Consider the following 15,306-nt stretch of genomic DNA (forward strand, 5'->3'; position numbering starts at 1 on the left):
GCACACGTGAAGGCGGAACGCCGAACATGGACAGCGCAGAATACGAGCGCAAGATCGCCGCCCGATTCGCCACCTTCGACCAGGACGGGTCCGGCTATATCGACCGGGAGGACTTCAGCGCGGCCGCGAAGGCCGTACTGACCGAATTCGGTACCACCGCACGCTCCGACAAGGGCCAGGCCGTCTTCGCCGGCGCCGAGGCGTTCTGGCAGGGCATGGCGGGCATCGCGGACGTCGACGGTGACCAGCGGGTGTCCCGCGAGGAGTTCATCACCGGCGCGGCGAAGCGCCTGCGGGACAGCCCCCAGCGGTTCGCGGAGATCGCGCGGCCGTTCCTGCGGGCCGTGATCGCGGTCGCGGACACGGCGGGCGCCGGAGCGACGCCACCGGCCACGGCGCGGGTGCTGACCGTGCTCGGCACGCCTCCGGAGCAGGCCGCGCAGGTGGCGGCGGCCCTGGACACGGACGGCGACGGCCGCATCTCGGAGGACGAGATCCTGGCGGCGTTCGCCTCGTACTGCGGCGTGGAGGCCCCGGACGCCTGACGCCCGCGGCAGGGCCGGGAGGCCGACGGCGGGGTCCCGCGGCCCCGCCCCTCCCCCTGCCCGGGGGCAGCCCGCACGGCGGCGGCCCCGGTGGCCCCACCGGGAACGGCAACGGCAGCGGCTAGGCGAAGACCACCGTGCGCGCGCCGTTCAGCAGCACCCGGTGCTCGCTGTGCCACTTCACCGCGCGCGCCAGCGCCTGGCACTCCACGTCCCGCCCGATCGCGACCAGCTGGTCCGGGGTCACCTCGTGGCCCACCCGCTCGACCTCCTGCTCGATGATCGGACCCTCGTCCAGGTCGGCGGTGACGTAGTGGGCGGTCGCGCCGATCAGCTTCACCCCGCGCGCGTGCGCCTGGTGATACGGCTTCGCGCCCTTGAAGCTCGGCAGGAACGAGTGGTGGATGTTGATGATCCGCCCGCTCAGCTCCTTGCACAGCGTGTCCGACAGCACCTGCATGTAGCGGGCGAGGACCACCAGCTCGACGTTCTCCGTCCGCACCAGCTCCAGCAGCTCCGCCTCGGCGGCCGCCTTCGTGTCCTTCGTCACCGGGATGTGCACGAACGGCAGGTCGTACGAACCGACCAGTTCCGCGAAGTCGGTGTGGTTGGAGACCACGGCCGCGATCTCCACCGGCAGGGCGCCGATGCTGGAGCGGAACAGCAGGTCGTTCAGGCAGTGGCCGAACTTCGACACCATCAGCACGATCCGCATGCGCTCGTCGGAGCGGTGGATCTGCCAGTCCATCCGGAAGGAGTCCCCGATCGCGGCGAAGCTGGCGCGCAGCTTGTCCACGGTCACCGCGGGCTCGGCCTCGAAGTGCACCCGCATGAAGAAGAGCCCGGTCCCCCGGTCTCCGAACTGCTGGCTGTCCACGATGTTGCAGCCGGTCATGAAGAGGTAGCTCGACACGGCGTGCACGATGCCCTGCCTGTCGGGGCAGGACACGGTCAGGACGTACTGCTGGAGGGGCTGGGCCGGGGCCTCGGGCTGCGGGTCGCTCATGACCCGACAGCCTTTCACACCGTGCGGGTCAGGATCCTCAGCAGCTCCAGCGACCGCGGCCGCTCGTCGGGGTCGTCCCCGTCCGCCGTGGCCAGCCGTACGTGTGCCTCGCGCGCGGCGCGCACCGCCTCGGGCCACGCGTGGTGCTCCAGGTAGGCGGAGACGGGTGCGTCGGAACCGACCTGGTGCATGATCCGCAGCACCCGCAGCACGGCGAGGTCGACGACGGCCGCCTCCTGGGAGTCCCGCAGGATCGTGCCGACGTACTTCTCGGCCGACCAGCTGTCGAGCCAGGTGTCCTCCACCAGCCGGTACACGGCGTCGGTGACGTCCCCGTACCCGTCGGTGCCGGCGAGCCAGACCTCTTCGTGGAAGACGGGGTCGGAGAGCATGTGCAGCGCCGAGCGCACGTTGCTGCGCCAGCGCCACCACGGCATGTCGTTGAGGGGCATGCCGCCCATGGTGGAGGAGCGGCCGCCGTGGCGGGAAGAGTTCTTCGAACCTTGGGCGAATGTCACGCTTTCGATCGTACGTTCCCGTCCGGCGCGATCTTGAGGCGCCCGTGGCGCCGGGGGACCCGCACCTTCCCCGGCAATTCACCTGGACGTCACCGAATGTTGTGTACACCTCACACTTCAGTTCCCCGTGGGGCGGAATGGTGCATGGACATGACCGATTGGCGCCGCGCAGCAACCCTCTCCCGCACCCTCCTCGCCGCAGCGATGGGCGCGTGTCTCGTCGCCGGGTGCGGGGTGATACCCGGGGGCTCCGGGGGCTCCGGGGGCTCGGGCGACACCCTCACCGTCATGACCTTCGCCCCCGAAGGCACCGCCGCGACCAACATGCCCGGAATGCCCGCCATGGCCCGGGCGTACGAGCGCTGGGTGAACTCCAAGGGCGGCGTCAACGGCCGCACCCTGCGCGTCCTGACCTGCAACGAGAAGAACACCCCCACCGGCGCGGCCGACTGCGCCCGCAAGGCGATCTCCGAGAAGGCCGTGGCCGTCGTCGGCTCCTACAGCCAGCACGGGCGCGCCTTCATGGCCCCGCTGGAGGCCGAGGGCATCCCCTTCCTCGGCGGGTACGGGGTCTCCTCCGAGGAGTTCCAGTCCACCCTGTCCTACCCCGTCAACGGCGGTCAGCCCGTCCTCCTCGCCGGCGCCGGCCACCAGCTCGGCCGCGCCTGCGGCCAGGTCGCGCTGGTCCGCCCCGACACCCTCGCGGGCGACTCCCTGCCCGTCCTGCTCAACGCCGGGCTGCGCGCCAACAAGATGGGCGACGCCTCGGACATCCGGGCCGCCGAGGACTCGGCGGACTTCGCCCCGCAGGCCCGCGAGGCCCTGGCCAACACCAGCGGCGGCAAGGAGCGGGGCTGCGTGACGGCGGTGCTCGGCGAGCGGACGGAGACCTTCTTCGACGCCTTCCGCCGGGCCGACGTCCAGAAGAAGAACCCGCAGATCTCCTCGGTGCTGGGCAGCCTCAGCCAGTCGCTCGTGGACCGCACCGGCGGCCGGGAAAGCCCCTTCGAGGGCGCGTACCTGACCAGCTGGTACCCGGTGTCCACCGATCCCGTGTGGGAGCCGATGCGCACGGTGATCTCCGACCACGCCGTCGGCCAGGACGGCCTGGACGCCGCCGACAGCGGGGCGCAGACCACCTGGATCGCGTACACCGTGCTGAACGAGATCGTGAACCGCTTCAAGCGCGACGAGGACGTCACCGCCCGCAAGCTCTCACGCGCGCTGAACCAGTCGCAGGCCGTCGCGACCGGCGGCCTGACCCCGGACCTGAGCTGGCGCTACCAGGACATGCGCGCGGTCGGCGGCTTCCCCCGCATCGTCAACGGCCGGGTCAGCTTCCAGGTCGTCCAGGCCGGCCGGCTCGTCGCCCAGCAGGGCGAGCAGTCGATGGACATGACCCCGACGCTGGAACAGGCGCCCCGGGCGGCCTGACCGGCCGGGGGTTCAGGGGCGGCTCGCCGCCCCTGAACCCGGACCGGGTCTCAGAGCTGCGACTTGTCGCGCTTCGTGAGGGAGTACTTGGCCGCGATCGTGTTCCACAGGGTCGCGGCCTGCTCCTTGGACCGCGTCGCGTCGCCGCTCGCCTTGTTGCCGGCGGCGGCGTTGTCGGTCGACTTGGCCTTGCCGTCCTTGCAGCCCTTGTCGCCGCTCACGTCCTGCGCCCAGGCCGCGTAGCTGGTGTCGGCGGCCGCCGAGGACTGCCAGGCCCTGGTCAGGGCGGCGCTCAGCTTCACGTGGTCCGGGAGCTGGTCGACCTTCAGCTCCTTGAGGCGTGTGACGAGCTCCTCGCGCTGGCGGGCCGCGTCGCGCAGGTCCGCCGCCGCCTGGTCCAGGTTGGCGCAGACCTTGATGTCCTCGACGGCCTTGATCACCGCTTCCCGGCTGTCGTTGCTGTCCGCGAGCAGCTTGTCCAGCTGGACGGCCTGCGGGCTGCCCGGGTCCACCCGGGGCTCACCGGCCGGGGCCGAGCCGCCCGCGGCGCTCGGCGCGGCCGGGATCGCGCCGGGGTCGTTGTTCTGCGGCTTGCCGTCGCCGAGCAGCGAGCCGACGCCGAGGCCGACGACGGCCAGGCCGATGACGACCGCGGCGATGATCGCCGGCGAGACCTTGCGCGGGGCCTCCGGCGGCGGGGGCGGAGCCGCGGCGAACTGCTGCTGCGGGTGGTGGGGTTGCTGCGGGTGGGGTATGGGCCCCTGTCCGCGCGGCGGGTACGGGCGCGGCGGCGGCTGCTGCTGTCGCCGCACCGGTTCGCGCACCGGTTCGCGCACCGGTTCGCGGACCGGCGGCAGTTGCTGCGTGTGCCCGGCGGAGTCGTCGCCCCCGCGGAACAGCCCGTCGAACTCGGCGGCGGGCACCGGGGCGATGTACTGCGTCGCCGCCTCACCGGGCGCGGGCCCGGCCGGCACCGGCGGGATGTACTGGGTGGCGTCGTCCCCCGGACCGGCCGGCACCGGCGGGATGTACTGCGTCGCGTCGTCCCCCGGACCGGCGGGCACGGGGGCGATGTACTGCGTCGCCGCCTCACCGGGCGCGGGTCCCGCGGGCACCGGCGGGATGTACTGGGTGGCGTCGTCCCCCGGCCCGGCCGGCACCGGCGGGATGTACTGGGTCACCGCTTCGGGCAGCGGCGGGTAGCCGTAGCCGTGCGGATCCCCCGGGCCCTCGTACCCCGGGCCCACCACGTGCCCGGCCCCGGCCGGTCCCGGCCCCGGCTGCGGGTATCCGTACCCGTACCCGGGCGCCGGAAGGCCGTGCGGATCCTGCCCGGGCTGCGGATAGCCGTACGCGGGCTGCCCCGGCTGCGGGGGGCCGTACGCCGACTGCCCCGGCTGCGGGGGGTAGGCGGGCTGCGGGGTGCCGTACGCGGACTCGCCCGGCTGCGGGGGGCCGTACGGGGGCTGCTGCCCGGGCGGGGCTGCCTGCTGTTGCCGCGGGTACTCCTCGGGCCCGTCCGGCCGCGCCGGGTGGGCGGGGTCCGGACCCCACGGGGCACCCGGCTGGGGGGCGCCCCCTCGTCCGTTCTCCGTCACCGGGACTCCTTCTCCGACTCGCCCGAACACACCTGCGGAACCGTCGGCTCACGCTACCCGGTCGCCCGGGGCTACCGTCAGGCCGCCCGGGATCCCGCCCAAGATCATCCCGGGACTCGGACCGGCCCGGGCGGCGGCCAAGGCGGCCCGGCCCCGCCCAGGACGGCTCCCCGGGGCCCGTGCGGCGCGTGCCCGCCCGGGACCGGCCGGGGGGTCCCGGGCGGGCACGGCCCGCCCGCGGTCAGGCGACCCGGGCCTCCAGGCAGGCGCCGAACTCGCGGACCGCCGGCTCCTCCCGGTACGGCGCCAGCCGCGAGCGGAAGTCCTCCAGGTACTCCTCGCCCCGGGTCGAGCGGAGCCCCGCCAGCAGGTCCGCCGCCCGCGTGGCGGTCCGGCACGCCTCCTCCACCTCCCGCTGCTGGACCTGCGCCGCCGCCAGCAGCAGCAGCCCGATCGCCCGGCGGCGCGCCTTGCCGTCCGGCAGCCCCCGCAGCGCCTCCTCCGCGCGCCGGCCCGCCGCCTCCGCCTGGCCCAGGTCCCGGTGGCAGTGCGCCAGTTCGTCCGCGAGGTACGCGCTGTCGAAGTGCCCGATCCACGCCGGATCGTCGCCCGACTCCGGTTCCGCCCGCTCCAGCGCCGTCAGCGCCCGCCCCGACAGCACCGCCGTCGCCCGTACGTCGCCGAGCAGCGCGTGCCCGCGCGCCTCGGCCGCGTAGAACAGCGCCTCCACGCGCGGGGTGACCTGCCCCCGCGTGCCCTCCTGCGCGGCCCGCGCGAGCTGCGCGATCTCCCGGGGGTTGCCCAGCTCGGCGGCCAGGTGGCTCATGGACGCCGCCAGCACATATCCGCCGTACGCCCGGTCACCGGCCGCCTGAGCCAGGCGCAGCGCCTGGATGTAGTAGCGCTGCGCGAGCCCCGGCTGGCCCGTGTCCACCGCCATGTAGCCCGCCAGCTCGGTCAGCCGCGCCACCGCCGCGAACAGCGCCCGCCCCACCGGCTCCTTGTACGCGCCGCCGATCAGCCCGGACACCACGGAGTTGAGGTAGTGCACGACCACCGGCCGGACGTGTCCGCTGCCGAAGCGGTGGTCGAGCTCCTTGAGCGCCTCGGTGGTCGCCCGTACCGCCTCCACGTCGGACATGCCGACCCGTGACCCGCCGCTGCGGGCGACCTGCGTGTCGGCGCCGGTGATCAGCCAGTCGCGGCTCGGCTCGACCAGCGCGGAGGCGGCGACGCTCGACCCCGCCAGGAAGTCGCGGCGGCCCACGTCGCTGCGCCACAGCTCGCAGACCTGCTCGATCGCGCCGACGACCGTCGGGGAGAACTGCAGGCCGATCCCCGAGGCGAGGTTCTTGCCGTTGGCCATGCCGATCTCGTCGATGGTGACGGTCCGGCCGAGCTTGCGCCCGATCGCCTCCGCGATGATGCCCGGGGCCCGCCCGCGCGGCTGCTGGCCGCGCAGCCAGCGGGCCACGGAGGTCTTGTCGTAGCGGAGGTCGAGGCCGTGCTCCGCGCCGCACATGTTGACGCGCCGGGCGAGGCCGGCGTTGGAACACCCGGCTTCCTGGATGAGCGCCTGCAGCCGTTCGTTCGGCTGGCGGGCGACGAGAGTCCTGGCTGCCATGAAAACCCCCTGTAACCGCGGGTGATCGCTGTAATGATCACTTCCCGCCTGAAGTGCGGGGAATCTTCCGCTCTGCGTGGTGTCGCTACCCAACTCCCGCGCCCCGGCCTCCTACGCGCCCCCGCCCGTGCCCCGATGCGCCCCACGTGCAGGATCGATGCCCCGTCCACCGGCCGGTTTACGCCCGTAACCCCGGGTGACCCGCGGAGTTGTGATGGGCGTGGAAGAGACCATCGGAGTCACGGAGACCGCCCCCATCCCCAAGCAGCGCGGCGAACAGTTGCTGGACCATGCCGTCCGGTACGCGGAGGAACGGCACTGGGACGTCTTCGCCGGCACCTGGCTGGAGTCCGGAGACGGGCGGGAGGTCTGCTCCTGCGGTACGGCGGACTGCCCGGCCCCCGGCGCGCACCCGGCGGTGAAGGACTGGGCGGCGCAGGCCACCGGCAGCGCGGTGCAGGTCCGGCGGGTCTGGGGGAGGCACCCGGCGGCCTCGATCCTCATGCCGACGGGCCGTACGTTCGACGCGCTGGACGTCCCGGACGCGGCCGGCTTCCTGGCGCTCGCGCGCCTGGAGCGGATGCAGCGCACCATCGGGCCCGTCGCCCTCACCCCCGACCACCGGATGCTGTTCTTCGTCCTGCCGGGCGCCGGCGCCAAGGTGCCGGACCTCGTACGGAAACTGGGCTGGTCACCGGCCTCGATCGACCTGTCCGCGCGCGGCGAGGGCGAGTACGTGGCGGCCCCGCCCACCCGCTTCGGCGGCCGTGGCTCGGTCCAGTGGGCGCGGCGCCCCACCCCGGCGAACCGGTGGCTGCCGGACACGGAGGAGCTGATCGACGCGCTCGCGTACGCGTGCGGGCGCGAGGCGGCCGCGGCCCGGGCGCGCAAGGGGGCATGACGGCAGCGTGGGCCGCCGCAAGTTCATGACATAAGTAACTGCTCGTCCTCTTCCCGTCCTCCTATGGTGAGGAAAGAACGACCAACGGGGACGGAACGAGAGGCGGGCGCATGCCGGACCAGGCTGATGCGACGGGTGGAACGTACGTGACGGACGGTGCGCGATCCGCGCCGTCCGCCGTGCGGGTGGAGGGCCTCTGGAAGCGCTTCGGCGAACAGGTGGCGGTCGCGGGGATCGACCTGGAGCTGCCCGCGGGCCAGTTCATCGGGCTGGTCGGCCCGAACGGCGCCGGCAAGACGACGACGCTGTCGATGGTGACCGGCCTGCTCCGCCCGGACATGGGACGGGTCATCGTCGCCGGGCACGACGTGTGGGCGGACCCGGCCGAGGTCAAGTCCCGGATCGGCGTCCTGCCCGAGGGGCTGCGGCTCTTCGAGCGGCTCTCCGGGCGGGAACTGCTCGGCTACACGGGCCGGCTGCGCGGGCTGCCCGGCGCCGAGACCGACAAGCGGGCCACGCAGCTGCTCGACGTCCTGGACCTCGCGGGCGCGCAGCACAAGCTGGTCGTGGACTACTCGACGGGCATGCGGAAGAAGATCGGCCTGGCCGCCGCCCTGCTGCACAACCCGGAAGTCCTCTTCCTGGACGAACCGTTCGAGGGCGTCGACCCCGTGTCGGCGCAGACGATCCGCGGGGTCCTGGAGCGCTACACCGCGTCCGGCGCCACGGTCGTCTTCTCCTCCCACGTGATGGAGCTCGTCGAGTCGCTGTGCGACTGGGTGGCCGTCATGGCCGCCGGGCAGATCCGGGCCGCGGGCCCGCTGGCCGACGTACGGGGCGACGCGCCCTCCCTCCAGGCCGCCTTCCTCGAACTGGTCGGCGCGCACGGGCGCGACGCGGCCGGCGACTCCCTGGACTGGCTCGGCGGCGGCTCCGGGGCGGGTCCCCGATGACCGCGCCCGCCGCCGCCACGACGGCAGCGGTGACCGCGCCCGCCGCCACCGCCCCCGTCTCCCTCACCCCGGTCTTCGTCCGGCTGAAGCTGTCGCTGCTGCGCAACGGCCTGAAGGGGTCCTCGAAGCGCAAGGCCGTCTGGATCACCACCCTGGTCTTCGCGCTGGTCGTCGCCTTCTTCACCACCCTCGGCCTGTCCCTGCTGAACGGGCACGCCCACGCGGGAACCGTCGTCGTCCTGCTCGCCGCGATCCTCGCGCTGAGCTGGACCTTCATGCCGCTGTTCTTCCCCACCGGGGACGAGACGCTGGACCCGAGCCGGCTGGTGATGCTGCCGCTGCGCCCGAGGCCGCTCGTACGGGCCCTGCTCGCGTCCTCGCTCGTCGGCATCGGGCCGCTGTTCACGCTGTGCCTGGCGGTCGGCTCGGTCGTCGCCGTCGCGCGGGGCGCGGCCGGTGTGGCGGCCGCGGTCGTGGGCGCCCCGCTGCTGGTGCTCGGCTGCGTGGCGCTGGCCCGGGCCGTGGCCACGGCCAACGTACGGCTGCTGACCAGCCGCAAGGGGCGTGACCTGGCGCTGCTCAGCGGCCTGCTGATCGCGGTGGGCGCGCAGGTGGCGAACTTCGCCAGCCAGCGCCTGTTCGAGTCGGGCGGTCTGTCCCAGCTGGAGCCGGCCGAGGCGGTGGTGCGGTGGCTGCCGCCGGCGACCGCCGTCGGCATGGTCGACTCGGTGAGCGAGGGCTCGTACGGGGTGGCGGCGGCCCAGCTGGCCCTGACCCTGGGTGCGCTGGTCCTGCTGCTGTGGTTCTGGGAGCGGACCCTGACCCGGCTGATGGTCAGCCCGGACGGGTCGACGATCGCCGCCTCGGGCCCCGTCAAGGAGCGCGGCGCGGGCGGTGTCTGGTCGCTGCTGCCGGAGGGCCGCACGGGCGCGGTCATGCAGCGCACGCTGCGGTACTCGGTGCGCGACCCGAAGACGAAGTCGGCCTTCGTGAGCGCACTCGCGATCGGCCTGATCGTCCCGGTCTTCAACGCCCTCCAGGGCAGCGGTTCCCTCTACCTCGCCTGTTTCGGCGCGGGGATGCTCGGCGTGCAGATGTACAACCAGTTCGGGCAGGACACCTCCGCGTTCTGGATGGTCGCGCAGACCATCTCGACCCCGCGGGACGCCTACCTCGAACTGCGGGCCCGGGCCTTCGCCCTGGGGCTCGTCGCGGTCCCGTACACGGTCCTGGTCACCGCGGTCACCGCCGCGCTGCTCGGTGACTGGGACGGCTTCCCCGCGGCCCTGGGCCTGGCGACGGCCCTGGTCGGCGCGATGATGTGCACGGGGGCGCTGGCCTCGGCCCGCTTCCCGTACTCGATCCCGACGGAGGGCGCGTTCAAGAACGTCGCCCCGGGGCAGGCCGGGCTCGCCTGGATGGGCATCTTCGGCGGCCTGGTGGTGTCGGCGCTGATCTGCGCCCCGGTGATCGGCCTGATGATCTACCTGAACGTGGCGGACCACCAGGGCCTCTCCTGGATCGTGCTCCCCCTGGGAGTGGCCTGGGGCGTCCTTTCGACCTGGGCGGGCCTGCGGCTGGCGGCGCCGACGGTGGCGCGGAGGCTGCCGGAGATCCTGCTGGCGGTGAGCAAGGGCTGACCGCCCGGGAGCGGCGAACAGCCGGCCCGCCGCCGGGTTCACCGGCCGGGCCCGCACTCCGCCCAGAGCAGCTTGCCCGCGTGCGCCCCGTCGAGGCGGTAGGAGCCGTACCGGTCCGCGTACAGCCGTACGAGGACCAGCCCGCGCCCGTCCTCGGCGTCGGGCGCGGGCACGGCCGGCTCGCCGCCGAACGGGGCCGGAATGGCCGGGTCGGTGTCCCAGACGCCGACCCGGACCCGGTCCGCCGCCATCGCCCGCAGCCGCAGGGCACAGGGCCCGTACGCGTGCCGGTAGGCGTTGGAGACCAGCTCGCTCGCCAGCAGCTCGGCGGTGTCGGCCGGCCCCGGCATGCCGTGGCTCCGGAGCACCGCCCGCACGGTGGAACGGGCGATTCCCGCTGCGCGGGGATCGTGCGGGAGTTGGAGGGTGTAAGCCCAGGACGGAGCTACGGTTGAAGCCATGGAAGTCTCCGATCGAGGAGGAGAGTTGGACCGCTAAATGCACGCAACGCCCACTCGTGTGGGTGACACATGCCCGCGGAGGTAGTCGCCTTGCCCATTCGCAGCAGCCCGACCGCGCGTCAACTGCGCTTCGCAGCCGAGCTGCGCAGGATGCGCGAGCGCGCCGGACTCACCTCTGCCGAGGCCGCGGGCCTGCTCGGCGTCAAGCCGAACCAGATCAGCAACATGGAGGCCGCACGGTTCGGCGTCAGCCCCGAGCGGGTGCGCACGCTTGCCCGGCACTACGACTGTGCCGACACCGGCCTGGTGGAGGCCCTGGTCACCATGACCGGCGAACGCAAGGGCGGATGGTGGGAGGAGTCCCGCGAACTGCTTCCGGCGGCCTGGCTGGACCTCGCCGAGCTGGAGCACCATGCGCGGATGCTGCGCGACGCGATCACTGTGCACGTCCCCGGGTTGCTCCAGACCGCCGAGCACGCCCGGGAAATCTTCCGCCAGGCCGTCCCCTCGCTCCCGCCGCCGGCGATCGAGGACCGCGTCTCGTTCCGCCTGAAACGGCAACGGGTCCTCTACGGGGACGCTCCGACCCAGTACGACGTGATCATCCACGAGGCCGCACTGCGCATCGCCGTCGGCGGACCGGCCGTGGCACAGGCACAGTTGAAGCACCTGCTGGACATGGGCGAGCGGGAGCACATCACCATCCGGGCCATCCCGTTCTCGGCGGGCGCCTTCCCCGGGTCGGGACAGTCCGTCTACTACGCGCACGGACCGGTGCCTCACCTGGACACCGTCCAGCTCGACCAGTCGCACGGGCTGGTCTTCCTGGACGCGGAGTCCCAACTGCTGAAGTACCGGACACTGTTCGAACGGCTGGAAGCGGTGGCGCTGAGTCCGGCGCGTACGCGCGACCTCATCAGCGCCGTCGTTCGGACCCGGTGAAAGGCAGTCCCCCATGACCGAGGAATGGCAGAGGTCCTCCCACTGCGCGGAGGGCAACTCCTGCGTCTACGTCGCCACCGCGCCCGGCAGTACGGGATACGTGCTCGTCGCCGGGAGTCCCGGCGACGGCCCGGCGGACCGCGTCGTGCGGGTGGGGGACGCCGCCTGGACGGCGTTGCTCGACGCGGTCAAGGGCCGTCAGCTCTGAGGGGCGTGGACGCCGTCCAGGAAGGGTTCCAGCACCGCGCGCCACGCCGTCGGCTGGTCGTAGTGGAGGTAGTGGCCCGCGTCGGGGATCTCGGCGTACTGGCCGGCCGGGAGGACCCGGACCATCTCCTGGGCCTCGGCACGGCCCAGCTCGCCGTCCAGGCCGCGGACGACCAGGGTCGGGCAGCGGACCTGGGCCAGCTCCTCCCAGTGGGCGTCGTGCACCCAGGTCTCGCGGGCCGTCAGCATGTGGCTCCGCGAGAACACCGGCCTCCAGCCGTCCTGGGCCTCGTGCATGACCTCGGCGAAGAACGCGCCGCGACCGGGGTCGGGGCGCTCCACCCGGGGGTCGTCCTCGCCGAACCAGCGGCGGGCCGCGTCCTGGGTGGGGAAGGGCAGCGGCCAGCGGGTGAACCACTCCTCCCACTCCTGCTGGGAGGCCGCCCCGAGGGCCGAGGCGCGCATGTCGCAGATGACCACGGCTCCGACCAGGTCCGGACGGCGGGCCGCGAGCTGCCACGCGGTGAGGGCGCCCATGGAGTGCCCGATCAGCGTCACGGGAGCGAGGCCGAGCTGCTCGACGGCCGCCTCGGCGTCGGCCACGAACGCCTCCCGCCCCAGGGAGGTCAGCAGGCCCGGGCCCGCGGGCGGGCGGTCGCTCTGGCCGTGCCCCCGCTGGTCCAGGGCCACCACACGGCGGTGCTCGGCGAGCCAGCGGGCGGTGCCGGCCCAGTGGAAGGCCCGCCCCATCAGCCCGTGCAGTAACAGGACCCCGGGGCGCTCGGGTTCGGCGGAGGGCGCCGCGGGGGCCTCGGCGGCGGTCGCGGCGGTCGCGGTCGCGGCGGTGCCACCGCTGCCGTCCGCGGGCCGTGCGGGGTCCGTGTGCGGTTCGCGGAACTCCCAGGCGGCCAGGCGCACACCGTCGGCCCCTGTCACATCGATGCGCTGTACCACCGCAGATGCACCCCCTTCGCTCCCGGCCAGACTATCGAACCCGTATTCGAAAACGGGGGTGTCGTCGAGAACACCCCTCTTTCGAGTGACCTTGCTCAAGGATTGGCGGCTGCTGCCGATGGAGATCCTTTCCACAGGGAGGCGGGCCGATCGGGGAAGACGGTCCGAGGGGATGACCTTGAGAGCTCGGGGCTCCAGGTCACAAGGGGAGGACCGGTCCCGGCGCCGCGAGGCGCCGGGACCGCCCACTCGCAGAACCGGGATCACCCGGAGCTCCCGGGACCACCCAAGACCACCCGCTCACGCGAAGCGGAGCCGTTTGGCCGAAACCCGTCGGTGCCCCGCCGGGCCGGTGGTGACCCGCCGGAGTCGGGGGGTGACCCGCCGGAGCCCGTCGGTGGCCCGCCGGAGCCGGATCAGCGCTTCGCGACGAACACGTGCGAGGCGATCTCCTCGTCCAGCTCGGCGGCCTCGCCGCCGCTCCCCACCAGCACCCCGCCCGGGGACTCGGTCACGCTCACCACCGAACCGGGCTGCACGCCCGCCCGGCGCAGCGTGTACATCAGCTGAGCATCTGTCTGGATCGGCTCGCCGATCCGCCGTACGACCACGGTCTTGCCCTCGGTGCCCGGGTCGAGCTCGGCCAGGCTGACCATGCCCTCCTCCAGGAAGGGGTCGGCCTCGGCCTTCTCGCCCAGTTCCTCCAGCCCCGGGATCGGATTCCCGTACGGCGACTCGGTCGGGTGACGCAGCAGCTCCAGCACCCGCCGCTCCACCGCCTCGCTCATCACGTGCTCCCAGCGGCAGGCTTCGGCGTGCACCTGCTCCCACTCCAGGCCGATGACGTCGACGAGCAGGCACTCGGCGAGCCGGTGCTTGCGCATCACGCGCGTCGCCAGCCGCCGCCCCTCCTCCGTCAGCTCCAGGTGCCGGTCGCTGGCGACGGCCACCAGGCCGTCGCGCTCCATCCGCGCCACCGTCTGGCTCACCGTCGGGCCGCTCTGATCGAGCCGCTCGGCGATACGGGCGCGCATGGGGACCACGCCTTCCTCTTCCAGCTCGAGGATGGTGCGGAGATACATCTCCGTGGTATCGATCAGTCCGGACATTCGTGCCCCTCGGATTGCGTGCGCTGGCCCTGCCCCCAATTCTGACGCATCCGGCCGACAACCGTCCCGTGCCGGGCGTCAAGGGCACCTCGCGACCTCCCCGCAGTGCCCCGCGGCCCCTCACCCCTGCCCGCGCGGACGGTCCCCCGGTGACCTCCCGGGTGATCTCCCGGACCCCACCCCCGGACATCCCGGGACATCCCCCCGCGGCCTTTCGGCCGGGGATTGACGTTCGTATTGACACGCCCTTGGTCCAGACCGCACGGTGAGCGGCGGACACCGACGCAACCCCACTCCCACACCACCTCCGGAAGGGCCATCGGCGTATGAGCGAGAGCAAGCTGGCCGGTCAGTTCTTCGACGCCGCCATCGGTCTGCTGGAGCGGGTACGGGACGAGGAGGCCACGCGGATCAGCGAGGCCGGCACCCTCATCGCCGACGCCGTCGCCGGCGGGAACCGGCTCTTCGCGTTCGGCGCCGGTCACTCCTCGCTGCCCGCCCAGGACGTCGTCTACCGGGCCGGCGGACTGGCCCTGATGAACTTCCTCGCCGTCCCCGGCACCGTCGGCATCGACGTCATGCCCGCGACCCTGGGCAGCGCCCTGGAACGGGTCGACGGCCTCGCCGCCGCCGTCCTCGACAGCAGCCCCGCGTCCGACGGCGACGTACTCGTGATCATCTCCCTGTCCGGGCGCAACGCGCTGCCGGTCGAGATGGCGATGAACGCCCGCGCGATCGGCCTCAAGGTGATCGGCGTGACCTCGGTGGCGTACGCGACGGAGACCAGGTCCCGCCACGCCTCCGAGACCTTCCTGAAGGACCACTGCGACGTGGTCCTCGACAGCAAGATCGCCGTGGGCGACGCCGAGCTGACCCTCGACGGCATCGACGCCCCCTTCGCCCCCGCCTCCACCGTCGTGACCAGCGCCATCATGCAGGCGGTCATGGCGGCGGCGGCCGGCGAGCTCTCCGCGCGCGGGATCGAGCCGCCGCTGCTGCGCTCGGGCAACGTGGACGGGGGCCACGAGTGGAACGGCCGCGTGATGCAGGAGTACGGCGACCGGATCTTCTTCCGCCACTGAGCGGGCGCCGGCGACCGGGCGGGCGGCCGACCGGTCGCCGGGCACGGCCCGCGTTCCTACGATGGGGGAACGGAACTCGGGGCTCCGGTGAGCAGAGGTGACCTTCCATGCCCTCCACCCCCGCGCCCTCCACGCCTCCCTCCGCCCCTACGCCCTCCGCCCCCGTGCCCTCCGCCCCCGCGGCGAAGCCCGCCGCCGGCCGCGGGCCGCACGGGGCCCGGCGTGCCCTCCAGGCCGGGGCGGCCGCCCTGCTGCTGCTGCCATGGGCCACGACGTCGAGTTCGCCGGTGTTCAGGACGTTCTGGAATTTGCGCGTGCTCGCATTGTCCTCC

Annotated in this window: 15 protein-coding genes and 1 pseudogene; 9 read left to right on the forward strand and 7 right to left on the reverse strand. The window is 73.3% G+C overall.

Annotated features, from left to right (window positions below; genetic code table 11):
- Positions 1 to 26: 26 nt before the first annotated feature.
- On the forward strand, positions 27 to 545 hold the full coding sequence (locus ABT106_RS09090; protein WP_351274512.1) for an EF-hand domain-containing protein: 519 nt from the start codon (positions 27 to 29) through the stop codon (positions 543 to 545).
- A gap of 121 nt (positions 546 to 666) precedes the next feature.
- Here the strand turns inward: ABT106_RS09090 and purU are convergent, their stop codons facing one another.
- Both purU and ABT106_RS09100 read right to left on the reverse strand, forming a co-directional pair.
- A complete protein-coding gene (gene purU, locus ABT106_RS09095) occupies positions 667 to 1,551 on the reverse strand; it encodes a formyltetrahydrofolate deformylase (RefSeq protein ID WP_351274515.1) in 885 nt (294 codons plus the stop codon).
- 14 nt (positions 1,552 to 1,565) lie between these two features.
- Positions 1,566 to 2,012 (reverse strand): SCO4402 family protein, encoded by a 447-nt coding sequence (locus ABT106_RS09100; RefSeq protein ID WP_351274556.1) that lies wholly within the window; start codon positions 2,010 to 2,012, stop codon positions 1,566 to 1,568.
- Positions 2,013 to 2,219: 207 nt separating this feature from the next.
- Between ABT106_RS09100 and ABT106_RS09105 the strand changes: the two genes are divergently transcribed.
- Positions 2,220 to 3,503, forward strand: a complete 1,284-nt coding sequence (locus ABT106_RS09105) for an ABC transporter substrate-binding protein (protein WP_351274558.1) — start codon at positions 2,220 to 2,222, stop codon at positions 3,501 to 3,503.
- 50 nt (positions 3,504 to 3,553) lie between these two features.
- On the opposite strand, the gene ABT106_RS09110 is transcribed toward ABT106_RS09105, so the two are convergent.
- Positions 3,554 to 5,101 (reverse strand): hypothetical protein, encoded by a 1,548-nt coding sequence (locus tag ABT106_RS09110; protein WP_351274518.1) that lies wholly within the window; start codon positions 5,099 to 5,101, stop codon positions 3,554 to 3,556.
- A 241-nt stretch (positions 5,102 to 5,342) separates the two neighbouring features.
- Positions 5,343 to 6,725 (reverse strand): NsdA family TPR-like regulatory protein, encoded by a 1,383-nt coding sequence (locus tag ABT106_RS09115; protein ID WP_351274521.1) that lies wholly within the window; start codon positions 6,723 to 6,725, stop codon positions 5,343 to 5,345.
- A 220-nt stretch (positions 6,726 to 6,945) separates the two neighbouring features.
- Between ABT106_RS09115 and ABT106_RS09120 the strand changes: the two genes are divergently transcribed.
- The 3 genes from ABT106_RS09120 (at position 6,946) to ABT106_RS09130 (ending at position 10,219) form a co-directional block, all read left to right on the forward strand.
- The gene (locus ABT106_RS09120) at positions 6,946 to 7,626 is read left to right on the forward strand and encodes a bifunctional DNA primase/polymerase (protein ID WP_351274524.1); all 681 of its coding nucleotides are present in this window, start codon (positions 6,946 to 6,948) and stop codon (positions 7,624 to 7,626) included.
- A gap of 110 nt (positions 7,627 to 7,736) precedes the next feature.
- Positions 7,737 to 8,579 (forward strand): ABC transporter ATP-binding protein, encoded by an 843-nt coding sequence (locus tag ABT106_RS09125; protein WP_351274526.1) that lies wholly within the window; start codon positions 7,737 to 7,739, stop codon positions 8,577 to 8,579.
- Positions 8,576 to 10,219, forward strand: coding sequence for a transporter (locus ABT106_RS09130; protein ID WP_351274529.1), 1,644 nt, complete (start codon positions 8,576 to 8,578; stop codon positions 10,217 to 10,219). The genes ABT106_RS09125 and ABT106_RS09130 overlap by 4 nt, the downstream gene beginning before the upstream one ends.
- Positions 10,220 to 10,257: 38 nt before the next feature.
- On the opposite strand, the gene ABT106_RS09135 is transcribed toward ABT106_RS09130, so the two are convergent.
- The gene (locus tag ABT106_RS09135) at positions 10,258 to 10,680 is read right to left on the reverse strand and encodes an ATP-binding protein (protein ID WP_351274531.1); all 423 of its coding nucleotides are present in this window, start codon (positions 10,678 to 10,680) and stop codon (positions 10,258 to 10,260) included.
- 96 nt (positions 10,681 to 10,776) lie between these two features.
- On the opposite strand from ABT106_RS09135, the gene ABT106_RS09140 reads away from it, so the two are divergent.
- Entirely contained in the window at positions 10,777 to 11,622 is an 846-nt protein-coding gene (locus ABT106_RS09140) for a helix-turn-helix domain-containing protein (protein ID WP_502979273.1), read from the forward strand.
- Between the two features lie 13 nt (positions 11,623 to 11,635).
- Complete coding sequence (locus ABT106_RS09145; protein ID WP_351274537.1) at positions 11,636 to 11,830, forward strand: DUF397 domain-containing protein; 195 nt, start codon at positions 11,636 to 11,638, stop codon at positions 11,828 to 11,830.
- Here ABT106_RS09145 and ABT106_RS09150 read toward each other — a convergent pair.
- Positions 11,821 to 12,783, reverse strand: a complete 963-nt coding sequence (locus ABT106_RS09150) for an alpha/beta fold hydrolase (RefSeq protein WP_351274540.1) — start codon at positions 12,781 to 12,783, stop codon at positions 11,821 to 11,823. The two genes, ABT106_RS09145 and ABT106_RS09150, sit on opposite strands and share 10 nt — an antisense overlap.
- A gap of 416 nt (positions 12,784 to 13,199) precedes the next feature.
- Complete coding sequence (locus ABT106_RS09155) at positions 13,200 to 13,892, reverse strand: iron-dependent transcriptional repressor DtxR (RefSeq protein WP_351274543.1); 693 nt, start codon at positions 13,890 to 13,892, stop codon at positions 13,200 to 13,202.
- A 326-nt stretch (positions 13,893 to 14,218) separates the two neighbouring features.
- Here ABT106_RS09155 and ABT106_RS09160 point away from each other — a divergent pair, with 326 nt between their 5' ends.
- Complete coding sequence (locus ABT106_RS09160) at positions 14,219 to 14,974, forward strand: SIS domain-containing protein (protein ID WP_351274545.1); 756 nt, start codon at positions 14,219 to 14,221, stop codon at positions 14,972 to 14,974.
- 107 nt (positions 14,975 to 15,081) lie between these two features.
- Positions 15,082 to 15,306, forward strand: a pseudogene (locus ABT106_RS09165) (hypothetical protein); the annotation flags it as partial.

The organism is Streptomyces sp. NPDC002044, from assembly GCF_040296725.1.
In the GTDB taxonomy this organism is placed as follows: domain Bacteria; phylum Actinomycetota; class Actinomycetes; order Streptomycetales; family Streptomycetaceae; genus Streptomyces; species Streptomyces antarcticus.